Raw genomic sequence first — 17,609 nt, 5'->3', positions numbered from 1 at the left:
GGCAATGCCGATGCAGTGGATTAATATCCTTTGTGTTCCGGTGCTTTTGCGGCCTCAATTTAAAAAAAATATGAAGTAATGTTGTTTTATATACATATTTTGCCGCGCTGCCGCGTTATCAAATGGTAGAATAACATTTATCATTTGATAAAGTGCCATCATGCATACAGACAGAAGCCAGAATGAACTCCTTACCCGCGGCGGTCGTCCGACGCTGCGCGACCTGCTGGATCTGCTGGAGTTCAATCCCGCGCATGGCACCATCTCCCTTAAGGGGGAGCGCATGCTTCTGACCCGCGCAAGCTTTTTCGATGATCTGCGCGATCAGCTGATGCGACGCTACAGTGAACATGATGCCATGGTGTTGATGCTACGTCTGGGATTTCGCAGCGGGCGCGAGGATGCAGAGTTCATCCGGCAGTCCTGGCCAACGCTTGATCCGGGGGACGCGTTCACGGCAGGAACGCGGCTGCACATGGTAACCGGAACCGTCAAGGTCGAAACGATCTCGAATGATTTTGACTTCGAGTCTGACCGTTTTACGGGGGATTTCCTGTGGCATGAATCGGTCGAGGCAAGCAATTACCAACACCGCCACGGGCGCGCGACAAAACCTGTATGCTGGCTGCAAACAGGATATGCAGCAGGTTACGCAAGCGTGTTTTTCCGCAGGCTTGTCATCTACAAGGAATTAACCTGCTCGGCCACCGGTCACAAAAGCTGCCGCGTTGTTGGCAAAACGGTTGACGGCTGGGGACAGGACGATCCCTTCGTTCAGTTCTTCCTCAGGGAAGTCATTGGTCCTCAAGGCACACCCTGGGGCATCGGCCCATCAGCAAAACGCACAACTGAAACTCACCCACATGATGATCTGACATCTGTTGTTCTTTCTCCGGTCCATGAACGGCTGAAGAAGATTGCCGCGAACAAGTTACCGGCACTTATATGCGGCCCTGTGGGGTCCGGGCGCAGGCTTGCGGCACGCTGGCTTTATCAACAACGCTATCCGGAAAGCACGTTCCAGATAATACATGCAGAAGCGCCAGACTTGACCGATCGACTTGCCGCACTGCGCCAGCCCCCAGAACACAGCCAAGCACAGTCACAGGGGATTGTCATTGCCGCCATCGAGATGCTGCCAGTTGATCGGCAATATGCGTTGCGCGATCTGCTGACGCAGGATAGCGGGCACCCCCCATTGGTGATAGCGCTGTCGAACAAGCCACCCAATGCCCTGCTGTCAAGCGCACAATTCCTTCCTGAACTGGCCTTTGAACTGGCGGTTTTGCCTGTCTGCTTGCCCGACCTGAATGCGCGCAAGGCAGATGTGCCACGACTGGCGGAGAAATTACTGGCACTTCAGGGGTCAGCACGCCTGAGCGACGATGCCGCAGCGCTATTGGCATCGATGCATTTCCGTGCAGGGTTGACCGAGTTGCGCAGTCTGCTTTCACGCGCGGTCTTGTTGGCGGAGCAACCGGAAACCCTTATGGCTTCGGATCTGCGATTGGCCTTGAACGATGCCCCACTCAAAGAATCTGCGCCAGAAAGTGACACGCTCTGGTCAATGCTGCGACCGGCGTTTACCGAAGGTGCGGTAACATTTGACAGCCTCAGCGCAAGCATCCTGAATGGCGCCCTTCATGCATCGGGCGGCAATGTCGCCGCCGCCGCCCGCTTGCTCGGACTATCGCGCGCCCAGATGGCCTACCGGATCAAAACTTTACCTATCAGCCAGGAAGTGTGTCTGCTTTCCGATCAGGATTCTTGCGTTAACTTGCAGCGCGGTTGATTTTATGCTGTGGCCTTGATTTCAGGCGGCCAAGTTAAGTAGCTCGTGGATGAAGCTGATTTCGCCTCGGACGCCTGGCTGCCTGATTTGTATGTGCCCATTTGTGATCGTTCTGATTACCTCCATCCCCAACAGTGTTGCCTTTGCACGTTGCTAAGATCGGAATCTTTGGCGGTATCCGAGGAGCATCTTCATAGCGGCATGGTCGCTTTCCACACGGTTGTTTAGATACTTGCGGGCGGCATGGATGATATAGTCAAAGTGCGGATCGTAACGGTGGTTGATCTCCCGGATCACCTTCTGGTAGGTGGGTGCTTTATCAGTGCAGATCGAAACGGGGCGGTGCAGACGTACATGTTCAATTGCCTTGTTCAGAAAGGCTATTGCAGCTTTGGCATCGCGTCTGGCAGTGAGCCTGAAATCCACCAATTGGCCGTTGGCATCAACTGCCCGCCACAGGTAACGCCATTTTCCACCAACACGAATATAGGTTTCATCCACATGCCAATTACGGCTCGCGCGACTGAGATGACCCTCGGTCCGCCTGGACAGTTCCGGCCCAGACTTCTGCACCCATCGAAAGAACGTCGAGCGGTCGATATCCAGCCCTCGCTGCGCCAGCAGGTCAGTCACATCCTGACAGTGCAACGGTTAGCGCAAATACATACGAACCGCACACAGGATGATTACTGCGGGAAACCGGTAGCGCTTGAATGGCTGTTTGCTTGCCATGTAGAAGTCCTTTCAGCAACAACTTCACGACAATATGGCCACTAAAGCAACAGTCCCGTCTATTGTTCGATCACATGTCATCAGGGTTTTCCTTGTGTGATAATAACGGCCATCAGCGCCTGTTGCGCAGTTGATCCTTGCCTCGCCCGGAATACGGTTTGGCTGTTCACTCTGCCAAGTTGCGCACGATCGCCTTTTGCACTTCCAGATCCAGTATTTCTGAACCAAGACATTTGCCGTGGGCGTCCAGCGCCAAAGACCGGGAGATCCCGCCAAGATACGCATTTGCAGAAATCAGCTTGCTGCCAAGCGCTGACACGGGCTGTCCTGTCTCATCAATCTGGGGTGATCCCCTGCTTTGACTTCTGCCAGCACATCATCCCCGCTGATGGCCGCGACACGCATTCCGTGCAGGCCGGGATCCCGCAGGACTGTGCGCACGGCTTCCGCTGCGGCAAAAGGGTTGGCTGCACCTATGTTCGTCACAATGCGCACCCCCTCTGCGCATGGCAGGCCGGCAGAGCTGCGCGCATCCGCGCGACCAGCATGGTATCGGAACCGGCAGTAGGATCACGCAATAGTGCCTGTTGGGCAAGCGCGATTGTGCGTTCGGCCAGACCCCCGCCTTGCCCGACCATGCGCGGATATAGCAAGATCATGAAGGGCACGATATATACGACCGAAGCAAGGCGCACAGCCTCAATGGCGGCAGGCAGCCAGTTTGTGCCTGCAATGTCCGCACCCACAAAAACCGCGACGCAAAACAGGGGGCGTGATGACTGATAATGTTGCGAAATAGAACACGAACATATGCGCGGCCAATGGGTCCACACCCACCGTTGTCATGGCAGGCGCAAGAACTGCCGACACCAGCACATAGGCCGCAGTTGTTGGCAGACCCATCCCCATAATCAGGCAAAGGCCGGCCACAATCAGCGCGACAAAAAGGTGCGGTCCCCCGCAAGGCTGACAATCATCGAACTTAGCGTCACGCCTATTCCCGTCAGGTTGATCATGGACACAAGGATTTGGGCACCCGCCAGCAAGACACCGATGATAACCAACCCGCGCCCCGCATCCCCAAACCCGTCCAGAACGCGTGCCAACATATCCCGCCATGGCATTTGCCCCGGCCGAATGACAACGAAAGCAATCAGCAACCCCTAATGCCCCAGAAAGCTGCAGTGGCGATGGACCTTCCAAAGAAAATTCCAGTGAACAGAAGGCCACGCGCGGACAGCCGCCCCATCAGATCACGGCTGATATCTTTACCGAAGAGAGCTTTCAGCCCATCCCGACTGACCGGTTGATAGTAAGCGATTGTGGCCAAAACTGCGGCATCATGGTCGCTCAGGTCCAGCGCATGATCCGCGATATCGGCTACTGCACGAATGGCAGGCGCGTGGGCGGCGCGCGTGCGCAGCAGCCACCCGTCACCCGATTTGACAATCTCGTAGGGGCGGGTTTCCAGATCTGCCGAAACGTCTTCAGGCAGCATATCGACTAACATCCCTTGCCCCACCACGCGGGCCAGATCGTCGCGTGCAACGGGCCGCGCACTTGCGAGCAGCGCGGCCTCGATGCGCTTCATCCAATCGCTCCAGCGCAGCTCTGGCGGCAGGTCGGACCGGGCACGGTCAAATTCGGGGGCGCGCTTTTTTGCCATGTCACAGCCCGTAAAGCCGGAACGTGTCGCGCCCTGTCAATTCGCGCACCACGCCAAGTGTCGCGCTGCCCTTAACGATGAGACAGGACGCGTTGGCGCCCCTTTTGGACCCAACTTTTTTCCCCTAAATTTAGGATCACTGAGCTAAAGCGATGACTTTGCGATATTTTTCTGACATAAACTGCTTGAACGCTGTCGTAGAATTATAGGCAACGATATCGCCATTAGGGCGGGTCGCAACTGATCGGATTCTGGATTCCCATTGTTATACTTCTGTGATTCCCTGCCGGTGAGGCAGATGTGGGGATCACAGATGGACAAACCGCATCCGGTTGAATTGCGCGAACATGCCGTGTCACTTGTCGCGCAGGGCAACACGCACACCGAAGCGGCGCGACGGCTGTGCGTTTCGATCAAGTTCGTCAATGACATGATGCGGCTGAAGCACGAGACCGGCTCACTTGCGCCAAAGCCGCAGGGGGATCATGGTCGATGCAAGCTGACCGGGGTCAAGGGGTGGGTGGAGCGCCGGATCGCAGAGCAGCCCGGACCTATGATCAACTCTGGCAGGCGGTCGGCCATGTCCGCGAACTGTTCACAGACGAAGAGTGCTACAACTTCTTCAAAGCAGCAGGATACCGAACCGATTAAACGCGACGCGCTCTAAGCGCAAAGTATCACATTTAATGACAAAGGAGGGCCATTGATTTTATTGAATTCTTCATCTCGAAATGAACGACAACGCGACAGTTGGTCAACCTGTCGGATGCAACCCGAAACATCATAAATCCGGAAACCATTTCCTTGATGAAGCCGACATCCATTGTCGTCAATCTGTCCAGAGGCGAGGTCATTGATCAGGATGCGCTTATTGCCGCACTCAATGACGGCAGGATTGCGGGCGCAGGTCTTGGTGTCACAGTTTCTGAACCCCTGCCGGCCGGGCATCCGCTTTGGGATGCAACGAATGTCCTGATCACCCCGCATTTTTCACCGCCTGTCGCTGACCGGCGCGAACGGTCCGTAGACATCATAATTCAAAATCTGGGGCGGTATCGGTCAGGGCAACCCATGCTGAACCAGCTTATGCGGGACGGCATCTGGACGCCTGAGAAAACCTGAAATACCGATATGCGTTGGAACGGGCGCGTCCATATTCAGCCAGATGCAGTTTACATACGCGGAATCAAGTTGACGAGTTCCTGTGTATAGGGTGCCTGAGGGTTTTCGAAAAGGGCGTCTGTCTCGCGCAATTCGCAAATCTGGCCAAGGCGCATCACAGCAACGCGGTCGCACATCTGCCGCACCACTGGCAGGTCGTGGCTGATAAACAGCACCGTAAGATCCAGAATATCCCGCAGATCCTTTAGCAAATTAAGAATTTGCGCCTGAATGGATACATCCAGCGCAGACGTTGGCTCATCGCAGATCAGAAACCGGGGGCGGGTGGCCAGTGCGCGGGCAATAGAAATACGTTGCCGCTGGCCACCTGAGAATTCATGTGGAAATTTGCGCCCGGCCTGTGCACCCAAGCCCACCACCTCCAGCAGGTCATTGACGATATTCCGTGTCTCATTCGCGCTGCTTGTCAGACGATTATGATGAATAGGCTCTGCCACAATCTGTGCGACGCGCATACGCGGGTTCAGCGAAGAATACGGGTCTTGAAAGATCATCTGGACTTGACGCCGGATGGCTTGCTGTTCACGCCGTGACCGCACGGCACCGATATCCTGCCCGTCGAAATGGATTGACCCACCGCCGGGCCGGTAGATGCCCGCAAGCATTCGCGCCACTGTCGATTTGCCGCTGCCGGATTCACCAACCAGCCCCAACACCTCGCCGTGGTGAACGTCGAAGCTGACATCTTTTACCGCGTCGATATAGCGGCGGTTTCGTGGCAGGATCGCCCCGACAGTCTGGAAACGGATACTTAGGTCACGCACCGACACCAACGGCCCGGCACCACGCGCGTGAATCCCATCGGTTTTGCGCAGCCATTGCCCTGAAACCGACACTTCACCGCTGTCGCCCTGCGGATCAGTGCCATAGGCCACCCGCGGAAATCGGTCCAGCTTGATATCTGCCCGCGGCACTGCGGCGATCAGGCTTTTGGTGTAGTCATGCGACGGGTTGTCGATCACCTGCCGTGTGGGGCCGATTTCAACCAGCCGCCCCCGATACATCACCGCAACCCTGTCGGCAGTCTGTGCAATCACGCCCATATCATGGGTCACAAGGATAACACCCAGTTTGCGGCTGATGGCAAGATCGCGGATCAGATTTAGCACTTGTGCCTGAACCGATACGTCCAGCGCGGTTGTGGGTTCATCAGCGATAATCAGATCAGGGTCTGAACACAGCGCCAGCGCAATCACCACGCGCTGGCGCATACCACCCGAGAACTGATGCGGATATTGGTCGATCCGCGTTTCAGGGTCCGCGATCCCGACAGAGGCAAGCAAGGCAATCGCCTCTGTGCGGGCCTGTGATTGCGGCATCTTGCGGTGAGACCGGATTGTTTCAGTCAGTTGTTGTTCAACCGTGAACAGCGGGTTCAGGCTGGTCAGTGGATCTTGAAAAATCATCGAAATCCGGCGACCAAGCAGATGTGGAATGCGCGACGTATCTTCACCATCCAGCAATATCTGCCCGCTGGCCACACGGCCCGGCGCATCCAGCAATCCCATCAAAGCTGTGCCGATGGTTGACTTGCCCGCCCCGGATTCACCCACAAGCCCCAGAATTTCACCGGGCGCAACGTCCAGCGACACATCGTCAACTGCGGTGAATGTCCCCTTGCGGCCCGGATATTCAACAGTCAGATTCTTGATCGACAAAAGGGTCATGGCAGTGCCTCAGCGTAACTTGGGGTCAAGGACATCGCGCAACCAGTCACCAAGAAGGTTGACCGACAGCACCAGCAGCGCCAGTGCCAGCCCCGGATAAATCAACATCCAGCGTTCGCCCGAAAAGATAAAATTATTGCCTATGCGGATCAGCGTGCCCAGTGACGGCTCGCCTGCGGGCACACCCAAGCCAAGAAAACTAAGCGTTGCCTCGCCCAGGATCGCTACGCCCAGATTTATTGTTGCAATGACCAGCACTGGCCCCATGACATTGGGCAGAATGTGGCGCGCCATAATAATTGCCGGACCGCGCCCGATAACCTGTGCGGCCTGCACATATTCGCGGCTTTTTTCAACCATGGTCGACGCGCGCACTGTGCGCGCCACCTGTGGCCAGATCGACAGCGCCATGGCAAGGATGATGACGAAGACCGCCAGATGCTCATGCTGATCGCGCGGCAGGAAGATGCGCGTCACCCCGTCAATCAGCAGGGCAACCATAATCGCGGGAAAGGTCATCTGGATATCAACGATCCGCATGATCAGGGTATCCGTCAGCCCGCCCACATACCCGGCCAACAGCCCCAGCAGCAGGCCAAGGCTGACCGCCAGAACCACAGAGATTGCACCGACCATGACCGATGTGCGCGTGCCGTAAAGGATGGCCGACAGCATGTCGCGCCCCTGATCATCCGTTCCCAGCAGAAATGCCATATCACCCCCGCTTTGCCATGCGGGCGGCATAAGCGAGTTCATCAGGTCGATAGATGCGCGGTCGAACGGGTTTGTGGGGGCGATAAGCGGCGCGAAGATGGCTGCGCCAATCATCACCACAGCGCAGATCGCGGCCAGAATTGTCACAGGTGACTTGCGGAACTTATATCCCGCATCACTGTCAATAAGCCGCATTACAAGGGAGGGGTGCCTGTCAGGGTTCATGATGATCTCATGTCTTGTTCGAGACCCGCAGACGCGGATCAACGAGAAAATACAACAGATCGACGATCAGGTTGATCGTCACGAAGATCATGGCGACCAGCAGCAAGTAGGTGGACATGATCGGAATATCGACCGTGGAGATCGCCTGTATGAACAACAGTCCGACACCCGGCCATTGGAAAACGCTTTCGGTCACGATACCGAAGGCAATGATTGACCCCAGTTGCAGGCCCGCAATCGTCATAACCGGCACAAGCGTATTTTTCAGCGCATGACTGAAATGAATACGGTGCCGGGACACACCCCGTGCGCGGGCAAATTTGATGTAATCGGCGCGCAGCACTTCCAGCATTTCAGCGCGCACCAGCCGCATGATAAAAGTCATCTGAAACAGGCCCAGCGTCACTGCTGGCAGCAAGATGGAATGCCACCCCGAGAAAGTTAGCAGACCAGTGGTCCACCACCCCAGATCAACAGTTGCACCGCGTCCGAATGTCGGGAATGCGCCAAGTTCCACCCCGAACACAAGAATCAGCATAATCCCGATCAGGAATGTCGGAAGCGATATGCCTGCCAGGGATACAATCATAAATACCCGCGACAGCCAGTGATCCGGCCGTAATCCTGAATACACCCCCATCGGAATGCCAACTATCAGCGCCAGTGCAAAAGCGACCAGACTCAATTCAATGGATGCGGGAAGACGGTCTGCCAGCAACGACGCGACCGGCTGTCCCATCTGGTAGGACAGGCCAAAGTTACCCTGTAACGCGCGTCCGATGAATTGAACAAACTGCAATGCCAAAGGGTCATCCAGCCCCATCGCTGCGCGCAGGGCTGCTTGATCCTCGAAACTCGTGTCCTCGCTGATCAACTGTGCGACCGGATCACCAGCAAAGCGGAACATGACAAATGCTAATAATGCGACAACAATCAGAACGGTCGCGGCCTGCATTAGGCGCTGGATTAGGAAACGGATCATACCGACCCCATCATGATAGATGTTAAGATTTCAGCCCGTCGTTCCGGGCCTGCCGGGCAGCGGCAGCAATTCCGGCAATGGACGGCCCAAACAGCCAAACTGCCGGTTGGGTCTTATACGGCCCGCCCTGTTGGCGGGCCGTATAAGGTTGCTTTTCTATCTGTCGATAACGACATAGCGCCAGTCGAAAATATTATCCGAACGCAATTCCACGCTTATATCTTCACGCAGTCCCCATGCGCCCCAGGATTGGTGCAACGGAATATAGGCAACATCCTGCGTTGTGATCGTCCAGGCCTGATGTATCAGGGCCGCGCGCGCGTCCTCATCCGTCTCGGTCAGGATTGCGTCGGCAAGCGCGTCAATCTCGGGGTTGCAATACCCGCCGAAGTTGGATTTTCCGGCAACGATCTCGCTGCGGGTTTCCGGGTCCCAGATCGGGGCATCTGCCGACACACGCGGGCACATATGCAGCGAATAAAGCGCGATATGGCTGTCAAGGCTGGCTGGTGTTGTGCCCAGCATGGCAAGGCCGAAATCCATTGCAGGCGGCATGATCGCTTCAAGGTATTGCGCGCGCGCATGCACATTGGTCTGAAGATCAATACCTACGCGTGATAGCATATTGGCAATCGCAAGACAGATTGCCTCGTCATTCACATACATGTCATTCGAACACTGATAGGTCATGCCAAAACCGTCAGGATACCCGGCTTCGGCCAGCAAGGCGCGGGCGGCCTCAGGGTCGAAGGGGTAACGTTCAAAATCATCCGAATAACCGTTCACGCCCGGCGCCACCATCAACGCCGCCGGAGTGGCACGCCCGCGCATGATACGATCACGGATCGCTTCAATATCAATGGCACGATACAGGGCCTCGCGCACGCGCCGGTCCTTTAGCGGGTTTTCCCCCTCGACGTTATGTCCCGGCAACGTATCTTTCCACTGGTTCATAGTAAGATACATGGTGCGCACTTCGGGGCCGGCCTCGATCCGGGCACCAGGCGTCGCCTCGACGCGGGCGATGTCCTGTGTGGATACGGGGAAAACCAGATCCAGTTGTTCCGACAGCAACGCCGCAACACGCGTGGCTGCATTGGGAACAGGTGTATATTCAACCCGCGTCAGATTTGTCGGGTATTCATCAGCGCCCCACCAATTCTCGCTTGCTTCAAGAATTGTGCGAACACCAGGCTCGCGGGTTACCAGCCGAAAAGGCCCAGTGCCGTTGCCATGTAGTGTGGCATAACTTTCTTCCTGACTTGCGCGGTTCGGGTTGCCAACATTCTTCGCCTCGGCCCAGCTGCGCGACATTATATACCAGTTTGCCCATGTATAATGCAGGATTGGATTGGGTTCGCTGGTGATAAAGTCAACCGTGTAATCATCCACCGCGACGACTTCGGTATCTGCCGCAAGCCTGTTCTTGAAATTGGAATCCCCGGACCGCACGCGTTCGGCGCTAAACACCACGTCATCCGCTGTAAAAGGTGTGCCATCATGAAAGACGACCCCTTGCCGCAGATGAAACCGCCAATGTGTCGGGGACAGCAATTCCCAGCTTTCTGCAAGAGCAGGCTGGATCGCCAGGTCAGAGTCGCGCCGGATCAGCCCCTCGTAGACATTCCCCAGAAAACCCGACGTAAAGACTTCTTCCACGATGTAGGGGTCCATACTCAGGATGTCACCCTGAGATGCAAAACGCAGAGTTTCGGAGGAAGCAGGCAACGCCATAAATGCACAAGCCACGGCAAGAGAGGCGGACGGCAAAATTTGTCTGATCATTGTTTTTGTCTCTGACTAGGGGTTTCTGAACTTATTGCCTGATGCCTCCATCATTTTAGCTTTTCAGTCAACAAAAAATATATATTCTAATACAAATAGGAAAATTATGCGCAAAATGATTGCATACTGATCAATGCAAAGGAATGCCAAGTGCTGAAGAACCTGCTTGCCGAACATGATCTGCGCCTGACCAACAAGGAACAACGGATAAGCCGCATATTGCTTGCGAATTATCCGGCAGCCGGACTTTCAACCGTGGCCGATCTTGCTGCCAATGCGGGAGTCAGCATTCCGACGGTGCTTCGGTTTATCAATAAATTGGGATTCAGCGGATACGCCGCATTTCAGAAATCCCTGATTGACGAAATCGGGGAAACCCTGAACTCTCCTCTGTCTTTGTTCAAGGATCAGGGCCAGCAAGCGAAGCATTCACTGTATCAAGCGCATATGCAGATGCTTGCCCTGTCACTGGGTCAAGCACAGGCCAATTATGTGGAACGGGATTTTGAAGGGATCGTGGATCTGCTGGCCGATGAACGCAGCGTGATCCACTTTTTGGGCGGGCGGTTCAGCGCGGTTCTGGCGACCCGCATGGCGCAGCATCTGGCGCAGCTTCGTGCGGGGGTTCATCTGCTTGAACCGGGTTCCCCGACCCTGCCTGATACACTTGTGGACTATGACAGCCGCGTGACATTGGTTGTTTTTGATTTCCGGCGCTATCAACCCGAAACCATCCGTTTTGCACGTCTGGCGGCACAACGGCGCGTGCGGCTTGTCTTGTTCACTGATCGCTGGCGTTCGCCGATTGCCAGCTTTGCAGACAAGACATTGGTATCACCGGTAGAATCCGAAACCCTATTTGATTCATGGATTCCGGCCATTGCACAGACCGAGGCACTGGTTGCCGCCGTCGCAGCGCGCAATCCTGATCGCGCGCGTGAAAGGCTTTCTGCAATCGAAGCAATGCGCCAAGCCTATGCAGCACGGGACCAATCTGACGCAACATCAGGACAGTCAAACGATGAAGCATGACCCCGCCCCTCTTGCCAGTGCTGCGGAATATACTGAAGCTATTGAGGTTCTGAATCCACAGGGGAATTTCCCTGCACTATTGCTCTGCGACCATGCCAGCGCCACTTTGCCGGACACCTGTCGAGGGTTGGGCCTGCCGGGGTCGGTGCTTGAACGTCACATTGGCGTTGATATTGGCATCGCACCGGTTGTGCGCGCCTTGTCGCATTTGCTGGACGCGCCTGCGATTCTTACACGCCAGTCGCGGCTGCTGATTGATTGCAATCGCTGGATTGCTGATCCGACATCTATTCCCGAACATAGCGACGGCGTCACGGTTCCCGGAAATATCGGACTGACGCCAACACTGCGCGCTGATCGGCAAAGCCGGTATTTCTGGCCCTATCATCGCAGAATTCATCGGCAGTGGACAGCGATGCAAACCCGTCACAAGGCCCCGTTTTTTCTGGCATTACACAGCTTCACACGCCAGTTGGGCACTGAACGCCGCGTTATTGATGCGGGCACATTCTGGCATCACGACCGTCGCCTGTCAGACGGAATTCTGGGCTTGCTTGACCGTGATGCGATGTTGAAACTGGCCGAAAACAGCCCGTATTGTGGTTTTCGCGGCACATCCTTTACGTTGGATTATCATTGTTGGGACACTGGCCTGCCCGGCTGCGGGTTGGAAATTGTCAACGACACCTTGACCACCAGTCAGGATCGCGAAGCATGGGCATTCCGGCTGGCTGGCGCCCTTCGCAGGCTTGCCGCAGGCTACGATCACAGATCGCGCTGATAGACGCGTTTGCGATCTTTTGGCCCTCGGCAATCGATTGTGCATGTAGCTACGTTTGCCTGTCCGGCAGTGGAATCAAATACATTGGAACAGCTCCTGTCCGCCGCGCGTGGGCCAAAGGCCTGGGGCTGGTCCCCGATCACCCCGGTTTGACATAGCGACCGGGTGCCATGCACCCACCATGAAACAAACTTCGAAAACATCTGGTCGAACCCCCGTCGCGGCGGTCATGGATCATTTGATCGAATACTGCGTAAAATCGTGCAGTATTGACCACAAAATAGCATTTATATTGGAACAAACCGTGTCGCATGATCGCTGGAATTGTTCATAGTTGAAAGGAACCTGTTCAACGCCGAAAGGAACCTACACCATGACCGCAGCCGAAAACCCGCTTGATCGCTTTGCGCGTCGTTTTGATCGTCCTGATCTGGTAGGCTGGCTTCGTCGCGGCCTGATCGGGGACGGGATGCCCGTGCCTGGCCCCTTTGGCACCAACCCCCTTCTCTATGCGGATTACGTCGCATCGGGGCGCGCACTGGAACAGGTAGAACAATTCGTCATGACCGAGGTGTTGCCCTGGTACGCCAACAGCCATACCGAAGCATCGTTTTGCGGGTCCACAATGACAAGAATGCGCCGCGCCGCGCGTGGTATCATTGCACGGATGACCGGCGCTGATGACAATCATGCGGTCATTTTCGCAGGTGCAGGCGCCACGGCGGGCATCAATCGTCTGGTCCATCTGTTTGGTGTGCCCGATATATTGGCACGCAACGGGCGTGCGGTGGTGTTTGTCGGGCCTTATGAGCACCATTCCAACATCCTCCCGTGGCGAGAGTCTGGCGCAGACGTCATCGAAATTCCCGAAGCGGCCGGGGGCGGACCAGACCTTGACGCGCTGGCCCGCGCGCTGGCCGAAACCCGCGGCGCCGATCTGCGGATCGGCGCATTTTCAGCCGCGTCGAATGTCACCGGTGTCATCACCGATGTCGATGCGGTGACACGGCTGTTGAATGCACATGATGTCCTTAGCATGTGGGATTATGCGGGTGCTGGCCCCTATCTGCCGATAGACATGAAAGCCGGCACCGATTGTGCAATAGATGCGGTCGTGATTTCACCGCATAAATTTATCGGTGGTCCGGGCGCGTCGGGTGTTTTGATTGTCAGAAAGGATGCGGTGTCCCGCAGCCGCCCGGTGCACCCCGGTGGCGGCACTGTCCGGTTCGTGTCCCCGTGGGGACACGTCTATGCGCAGGGGCTGGTCGAACGCGAAGAAGCCGGAACACCAAATGTGGTCGGTGATATCCGCGCGGCGATGGTCTTCATTGTGAAAAACGCGATTGGTCAGCAAGTGATGGACACAAGGCACGCAGATTTTGCAGCCCGTGCCCAACAGGCTTGGGCCAAAAACCCCCGGCTGGAATTGCTGGGCATAGACAAGGGACCACGGCTGCCGATCTTCGCGTTTCGGGTTCGGGACGCGCGGGGTGGCCATGTCCATCACCAGCTGTTCACGCGCATGCTAAGCGATTGCTACGGGATTCAGGCGCGGGGCGGCTGCGCTTGCGCTGGCCCCTATGCCCATAGGTTGCTGAACATCGATGCCGCACAGTCCGATACCATGCGCGACGCAATTCTGTCTGGCGATGAAATGGCCAAACCGGGCTGGGTGCGCCTGAACTTCAGCGTGCTGCTGGATGATGCAAAAGCGGATCTGATCATCAGGGCGGTCGATGAACTGGCCCGCAACCCACATCCGATGGCAGATGCCTATGCCGCAGATTTTGCCACAGCGCGTTTCGCGCCCACCGACAGCACTTCAGGTGCCAGAACGGCGGTGGCATAATATGTGCAGATGGGTTGCATGGCTTGGCAAGCCGCTTTTCATGGAAGACCTGATCAGCCGTCCTGCGCATTCGCTCATTCATCAAAGTCGGGACGCGCATAGCTGCAAAACCGCCATCAATGCTGACGGCGTGGGCGTGGCGTGGTATGGCGCGCTTCCAGAACCGGGGGTATACAAAGACACGCGTCCGGCCTGGTCTGACCCGAATTTGTTGCAAATCGCGCGGCAGATTGCGGCACCGGTATTTCTTGCGCATGTCCGCGCATCGACTGGCAGTGCCACCAGCTACAATAATTGCCACCCCTTCGCGCTGCGTCGCTGGTCTTTCATGCATAACGGTATGGTGGGCGGGTTCGGGAAGCTTCGCAGACGCGTTGAGATGGGCATTGATGAGGCGCTGTATGCCCACCGCTTTGGGGCGACCGACAGTGAGGCACTATTCCTGACCGCGATGGGATTGGGCTTGGAAGACTCCCCCGTGGGGGCAATGGCCCGCGCTGTTCGACAGATAGAAGCGCTTGCACGCGATATCGACGCAACGCCAAACATGCGCTTCACCGCCTGCTGGTCAGATGGTCAGTCGCTTTATGCGGCACGATATGCGTCTGATGAACACGCCCCATCTTTATATTACCAGCAGTCTTCAGAAGGAACTTTGATCGTATCAGAACCGCTGGATAACAATGGAAACGACTGGACAGAAGTGCCAGAAAATACCGCACTTATGGTAACGCAAAACGATTTTCAGATTCTTCCGTTCATACCAGAGAATGCAGACGCAACCCAAGGCCGGAAAGCAGAACAGCCCGCCCAAAAGGCCCACGAGAGGGCGTAAACCCCTTTCCCCAAGGGGACATCACATTGGAAGCAGCCGCCCTGCCAAGGAAAGATGCACCTTGAGTCCGTGTTCCGCGCCCCCGGCCCTGAACCCCGAAGATTTGCAGTAACCGTATCCCGGAAAAATCGTGAATTTTTCCGGGATCATTTTTGAAACGCCCTTGTCCGATACAGCGTCGCTGCATTTTTATGCATCATCTTTCTTCGTCCAGGTTAATTTTGATTAAACCTTTAATTAGGCGTTGACCTGTCAAAATCTGATAGATTAATCGTTACACCAAAGGAGAAACAGATGGCGAGTCTGAAACAGATTGCAAAGGAAATGGGTGTTTCGGTCGCCACCGTTTCAAACGTGCTGACGGGCAAGGGGCGTGTATCCGAAGATATGAGTGCGCGCATCAAGGCCTATGCGCAGGCCATAGGCTACAAGCCAAGTGTATTCGCGCGGGCGTTGAAAACCGGACAAAGCGGTGTGCTTGGGCTGGTCATGCCGGACCTGACAAACCCCTTGTTTCCACGCATTGCCCAAAGCCTTTCGATTGCGGCCGAACAGCGCGGGCTGGGCATCCTTATCGGGGATTCGCGCGGCAATGCCGACCGCCAGCGAGAAGCCATTCACTGGCTTGCGGATCGGGGTGTGGATGGCGTGTTGATCGTCCCGCAAAAAGGCACATCGCCCGAAGTTCCTGCCGGTCTGCCCAATGTCATCATAAACACGGCGTCTGACCCGCGCTCGGCTGTGGCGGGCGACCATGTGGGGGGCGGCACCTTGCTGGGGCGCCATATTTCAGAACTTGGTCACACACATGTGGCCCTGCTGGGGGGCGACCCGGTGTCCGAGGTTCAGCAAGACCGCATCAAGGGCATGATTGCGGGTCTGGGGCCTGATGTTACCTGCCACACTATCTGGGGCGACGACGGACTGGCCAGATTGTGCGCGCTTGCGGCGGAAGGTGTCAGCGCGGTGATGGCAACGTCTGATCTGCTGGCGCTTGGTGCACATTCGCGCCTGTCGCAAGCCGGGGTCCGCGTGCCCGCCGACATCAGTCTGACGGGGTTCGACGACCTGCCGCTGGCATTGGCCATGCATCCCGCCCTGACCACTGTTGCGCAGGACATGGACACCATCGCGACCTATGCCCTGCGCATCCTGACCGATAGAATCGCGCAAAAGCCCGACCAGACCCAAGGCGTGGCGGTGCCGATGCAGTTGGTGCTGCGGGCGTCCACCACGCGCGCACCGACACCAACCACCACCCCCCAACCCAACACGGAGTTCCGGACATGAAACAACTGATCCCTGCAATTATACTTGGCTGCGCCAGTGCCAGTGCCGCGGCGGCAAACCAGACGCTGACAATTTCGGTCTATTCCTTCGCACAGGATGAATACCGCGAAGCGCTTTATGCCCCATTTGAGGAAATGTGCGGCTGCCGTCTGGTTGTCGAGACAGGCAACAGCGTGGAACGCATGGCCAAGATCGAGGCGAACGCCGCAAACCCCGTCATTGATATGGCTGTCATTTCAACACAAGACGCCCTGAGCCTTGCGCGCAAAGGCCTGATTGCACCGCTGGACACAACGCGCCTGAGCAATTTCGATCAGCTTTACGAATCTGCAAAAGACCCGATCGGCGAAAACATGGCCGTGGGGTATACCTATTACGCCACATCGATTGTGTATCGCTCCGATCTGGTTGAAATCAATTCCTGGGCTGATTTGTTGGGTGATGCGCTGGCCGGGCAGGTCACCTTGCCCAATATTACAACAACCCAAGGACCGCTGACGCTGATGATGCTGGGCAAGGCACTTGGGCATGAAGATGACTATGCGCCTGTGCTGTCCGCAATCGGCGCGCGGTCTGATGATATTGTCACCTTCTATTCGCGGTCATCGGAACTGGTGCAGCTTATGAACCAGCAAGAGGTGATTGCCGCCCCTGTCGGGCGCTTCGCATGGGGCAGCTTCAAGAATTCCGCACTGCCATTTTCATGGGCGGACCCCGCCGAAGGGCAGGCCGGTGGCATGAATGTGATGGTCATGACAGCAGGCAACGGGAATGAAGATCTGGCGTATCAGTTCATGGATTACTGGCTGTCCGTCGAGGTTCAGACCAAGATCGGCGAAATGCTGGTGGACAGCCCCGCCAACCGCGAGGTTGTGCTAAGTGACGAGGCCGCCGAAAACCTGACCTATGGTGCCGAGGTGATTGATGCACTGAACATTCTGAGCGCTGCCGAAATTCTGGACCAGCGCGAAGATTGGGTGAACCAGTGGAATAACGAAGTTATCCGCTAAACGCACGGGCGGGGGCGGCGGTGTCCGCCCCCGTTCGCACGCCACCGGGCCTGACCTGATCCCT

20 protein-coding genes are annotated in these 17,609 nt (G+C 56.4%); 9 read left to right on the top strand and 11 right to left on the bottom strand.

Annotated elements, in window-relative coordinates; genetic code table 11:
* Positions 1–160: 160 nt before the first annotated feature.
* Positions 161–1,792: a XylR N-terminal domain-containing protein gene (locus tag P8S53_RS16695; RefSeq protein ID WP_306417817.1), complete on the top strand. Its 1,632-nt coding sequence runs from the start codon at positions 161–163 to the stop codon at positions 1,790–1,792.
* Positions 1,793–1,945: 153 nt separating this feature from the next.
* Here the strand turns inward: P8S53_RS16695 and P8S53_RS16690 are convergent, their stop codons facing one another.
* The 7 genes from P8S53_RS16690 to P8S53_RS16665 all read right to left on the bottom strand — a co-directional run bounded on the left by P8S53_RS16690 (position 1,946) and on the right by P8S53_RS16665 (position 4,190).
* On the bottom strand, positions 1,946–2,425 hold the full coding sequence (locus tag P8S53_RS16690) for an IS6 family transposase (protein ID WP_277805104.1): 480 nt from the start codon (positions 2,423–2,425) through the stop codon (positions 1,946–1,948).
* Positions 2,426–2,690: 265 nt separating this feature from the next.
* Positions 2,691–2,843 carry a hypothetical protein gene (locus P8S53_RS16685; protein WP_277805103.1) on the bottom strand — a complete coding sequence of 51 codons (153 nt, stop codon included), beginning with the start codon at positions 2,841–2,843 and terminating at the stop codon, positions 2,691–2,693.
* Positions 2,819–3,010 carry an acyclic terpene utilization AtuA family protein gene (locus P8S53_RS21455; RefSeq protein ID WP_373418504.1) on the bottom strand — a complete coding sequence of 64 codons (192 nt, stop codon included), beginning with the start codon at positions 3,008–3,010 and terminating at the stop codon, positions 2,819–2,821. The genes P8S53_RS16685 and P8S53_RS21455 overlap by 25 nt, the downstream gene beginning before the upstream one ends.
* Positions 3,007–3,270, bottom strand: a complete 264-nt coding sequence (locus P8S53_RS16680) for a hypothetical protein (RefSeq protein ID WP_277806728.1) — start codon at positions 3,268–3,270, stop codon at positions 3,007–3,009. The genes P8S53_RS21455 and P8S53_RS16680 overlap by 4 nt, the downstream gene beginning before the upstream one ends.
* Positions 3,224–3,427 carry a TRAP transporter large permease subunit gene (locus tag P8S53_RS16675; protein ID WP_277805102.1) on the bottom strand — a complete coding sequence of 68 codons (204 nt, stop codon included), beginning with the start codon at positions 3,425–3,427 and terminating at the stop codon, positions 3,224–3,226. The genes P8S53_RS16680 and P8S53_RS16675 overlap by 47 nt, the downstream gene beginning before the upstream one ends.
* Positions 3,428–3,456: 29 nt before the next feature.
* Positions 3,457–3,633 (bottom strand): hypothetical protein, encoded by a 177-nt coding sequence (locus P8S53_RS16670; protein WP_277805101.1) that lies wholly within the window; start codon positions 3,631–3,633, stop codon positions 3,457–3,459.
* Positions 3,634–3,677: 44 nt separating this feature from the next.
* A complete protein-coding gene (locus P8S53_RS16665; RefSeq protein ID WP_277805100.1) occupies positions 3,678–4,190 on the bottom strand; it encodes an SMC-Scp complex subunit ScpB in 513 nt (170 codons plus the stop codon).
* Positions 4,191–4,503: 313 nt separating this feature from the next.
* Between P8S53_RS16665 and P8S53_RS16660 the strand changes: the two genes are divergently transcribed.
* Positions 4,504–4,857: a hypothetical protein gene (locus P8S53_RS16660; protein ID WP_277805099.1), complete on the top strand. Its 354-nt coding sequence runs from the start codon at positions 4,504–4,506 to the stop codon at positions 4,855–4,857.
* Between the two features lie 83 nt (positions 4,858–4,940).
* Positions 4,941–5,312 (top strand): NAD(P)-dependent oxidoreductase, encoded by a 372-nt coding sequence (locus tag P8S53_RS16655; RefSeq protein WP_277805098.1) that lies wholly within the window; start codon positions 4,941–4,943, stop codon positions 5,310–5,312.
* Positions 5,313–5,362: 50 nt separating this feature from the next.
* Here P8S53_RS16655 and P8S53_RS16650 read toward each other — a convergent pair whose 3' ends face one another.
* From P8S53_RS16650 to P8S53_RS16635, 4 genes are all read right to left on the bottom strand, one after another.
* On the bottom strand, positions 5,363–7,039 hold the full coding sequence (locus P8S53_RS16650; RefSeq protein WP_277805097.1) for an ABC transporter ATP-binding protein: 1,677 nt from the start codon (positions 7,037–7,039) through the stop codon (positions 5,363–5,365).
* A gap of 9 nt (positions 7,040–7,048) precedes the next feature.
* A complete protein-coding gene (locus P8S53_RS16645) occupies positions 7,049–7,978 on the bottom strand; it encodes an ABC transporter permease (RefSeq protein WP_277805096.1) in 930 nt (309 codons plus the stop codon).
* Positions 7,979–7,985: 7 nt separating this feature from the next.
* Positions 7,986–8,960, bottom strand: a complete 975-nt coding sequence (locus P8S53_RS16640; protein ID WP_277805095.1) for an ABC transporter permease — start codon at positions 8,958–8,960, stop codon at positions 7,986–7,988.
* A 156-nt stretch (positions 8,961–9,116) separates the two neighbouring features.
* Positions 9,117–10,634: an ABC transporter substrate-binding protein gene (locus tag P8S53_RS16635; RefSeq protein ID WP_277805094.1), complete on the bottom strand. Its 1,518-nt coding sequence runs from the start codon at positions 10,632–10,634 to the stop codon at positions 9,117–9,119.
* A 261-nt stretch (positions 10,635–10,895) separates the two neighbouring features.
* Between P8S53_RS16635 and P8S53_RS16630 the strand changes: the two genes are divergently transcribed.
* The 6 genes from P8S53_RS16630 (at position 10,896) to P8S53_RS16605 (ending at position 17,545) form a co-directional block, all read left to right on the top strand.
* Positions 10,896–11,777: a MurR/RpiR family transcriptional regulator gene (locus tag P8S53_RS16630; protein WP_277805093.1), complete on the top strand. Its 882-nt coding sequence runs from the start codon at positions 10,896–10,898 to the stop codon at positions 11,775–11,777.
* Positions 11,767–12,558 (top strand): N-formylglutamate amidohydrolase, encoded by a 792-nt coding sequence (locus P8S53_RS16625; protein WP_277805092.1) that lies wholly within the window; start codon positions 11,767–11,769, stop codon positions 12,556–12,558. The genes P8S53_RS16630 and P8S53_RS16625 overlap by 11 nt, the downstream gene beginning before the upstream one ends.
* Before the next feature lie 373 nt (positions 12,559–12,931).
* A complete protein-coding gene (locus P8S53_RS16620; protein ID WP_277805091.1) occupies positions 12,932–14,410 on the top strand; it encodes an aminotransferase class V-fold PLP-dependent enzyme in 1,479 nt (492 codons plus the stop codon).
* Position 14,411: 1 nt separating this feature from the next.
* A complete protein-coding gene (locus P8S53_RS16615; protein ID WP_373418503.1) occupies positions 14,412–15,245 on the top strand; it encodes a class II glutamine amidotransferase in 834 nt (277 codons plus the stop codon).
* A gap of 294 nt (positions 15,246–15,539) precedes the next feature.
* The gene (locus P8S53_RS16610; RefSeq protein ID WP_277805090.1) at positions 15,540–16,535 is read left to right on the top strand and encodes a LacI family DNA-binding transcriptional regulator; all 996 of its coding nucleotides are present in this window, start codon (positions 15,540–15,542) and stop codon (positions 16,533–16,535) included.
* The gene (locus P8S53_RS16605; RefSeq protein ID WP_277805089.1) at positions 16,532–17,545 is read left to right on the top strand and encodes an extracellular solute-binding protein; all 1,014 of its coding nucleotides are present in this window, start codon (positions 16,532–16,534) and stop codon (positions 17,543–17,545) included. Before P8S53_RS16610 ends, P8S53_RS16605 begins: the two co-directional genes overlap by 4 nt.
* The last annotated feature ends 64 nt before the right edge of the window (positions 17,546–17,609 follow it).

Source organism: Roseinatronobacter sp. S2 (assembly GCF_029581395.1).
In the GTDB taxonomy this organism is placed as follows: domain Bacteria; phylum Pseudomonadota; class Alphaproteobacteria; order Rhodobacterales; family Rhodobacteraceae; genus Roseinatronobacter.
The sequence above is the reverse complement of the archived record's forward strand: the minus strand, read 5'-3'. Positions and strand labels throughout refer to the sequence as shown.

Excerpts from the sequence above, each read along its gene's own strand:
- P8S53_RS16640 (WP_277805095.1), bottom strand. The coding sequence starts at position 8,960 with ATGATCCGTTTCCTAATCCAGCGCCTAATGCAGGCCGCGACCGTTCTG.
- P8S53_RS16675 (WP_277805102.1), bottom strand. The coding sequence starts at position 3,427 with ATGGGTCTGCCAACAACTGCGGCCTATGTGCTGGTGTCGGCAGTTCTT.
- P8S53_RS16660 (WP_277805099.1), top strand. The coding sequence starts at position 4,504 with ATGGACAAACCGCATCCGGTTGAATTGCGCGAACATGCCGTGTCACTT.
- P8S53_RS16695 (WP_306417817.1), top strand. The coding sequence starts at position 161 with ATGCATACAGACAGAAGCCAGAATGAACTCCTTACCCGCGGCGGTCGT.
- P8S53_RS16670 (WP_277805101.1), bottom strand. The coding sequence starts at position 3,633 with ATGTTGGCACGCGTTCTGGACGGGTTTGGGGATGCGGGGCGCGGGTTG.
- P8S53_RS16645 (WP_277805096.1), bottom strand. The coding sequence starts at position 7,978 with ATGAACCCTGACAGGCACCCCTCCCTTGTAATGCGGCTTATTGACAGT.
- P8S53_RS16665 (WP_277805100.1), bottom strand. The coding sequence starts at position 4,190 with ATGGCAAAAAAGCGCGCCCCCGAATTTGACCGTGCCCGGTCCGACCTG.
- P8S53_RS16650 (WP_277805097.1), bottom strand. The coding sequence starts at position 7,039 with ATGACCCTTTTGTCGATCAAGAATCTGACTGTTGAATATCCGGGCCGC.
- P8S53_RS16610 (WP_277805090.1), top strand. The coding sequence starts at position 15,540 with ATGGCGAGTCTGAAACAGATTGCAAAGGAAATGGGTGTTTCGGTCGCC.
- P8S53_RS16615 (WP_373418503.1), top strand. The coding sequence starts at position 14,412 with ATGTGCAGATGGGTTGCATGGCTTGGCAAGCCGCTTTTCATGGAAGAC.
- P8S53_RS16635 (WP_277805094.1), bottom strand. The coding sequence starts at position 10,634 with ATGGACCCCTACATCGTGGAAGAAGTCTTTACGTCGGGTTTTCTGGGG.
- P8S53_RS16625 (WP_277805092.1), top strand. The coding sequence starts at position 11,767 with ATGAAGCATGACCCCGCCCCTCTTGCCAGTGCTGCGGAATATACTGAA.
- P8S53_RS16620 (WP_277805091.1), top strand. The coding sequence starts at position 12,932 with ATGACCGCAGCCGAAAACCCGCTTGATCGCTTTGCGCGTCGTTTTGAT.
- P8S53_RS16605 (WP_277805089.1), top strand. The coding sequence starts at position 16,532 with ATGAAACAACTGATCCCTGCAATTATACTTGGCTGCGCCAGTGCCAGT.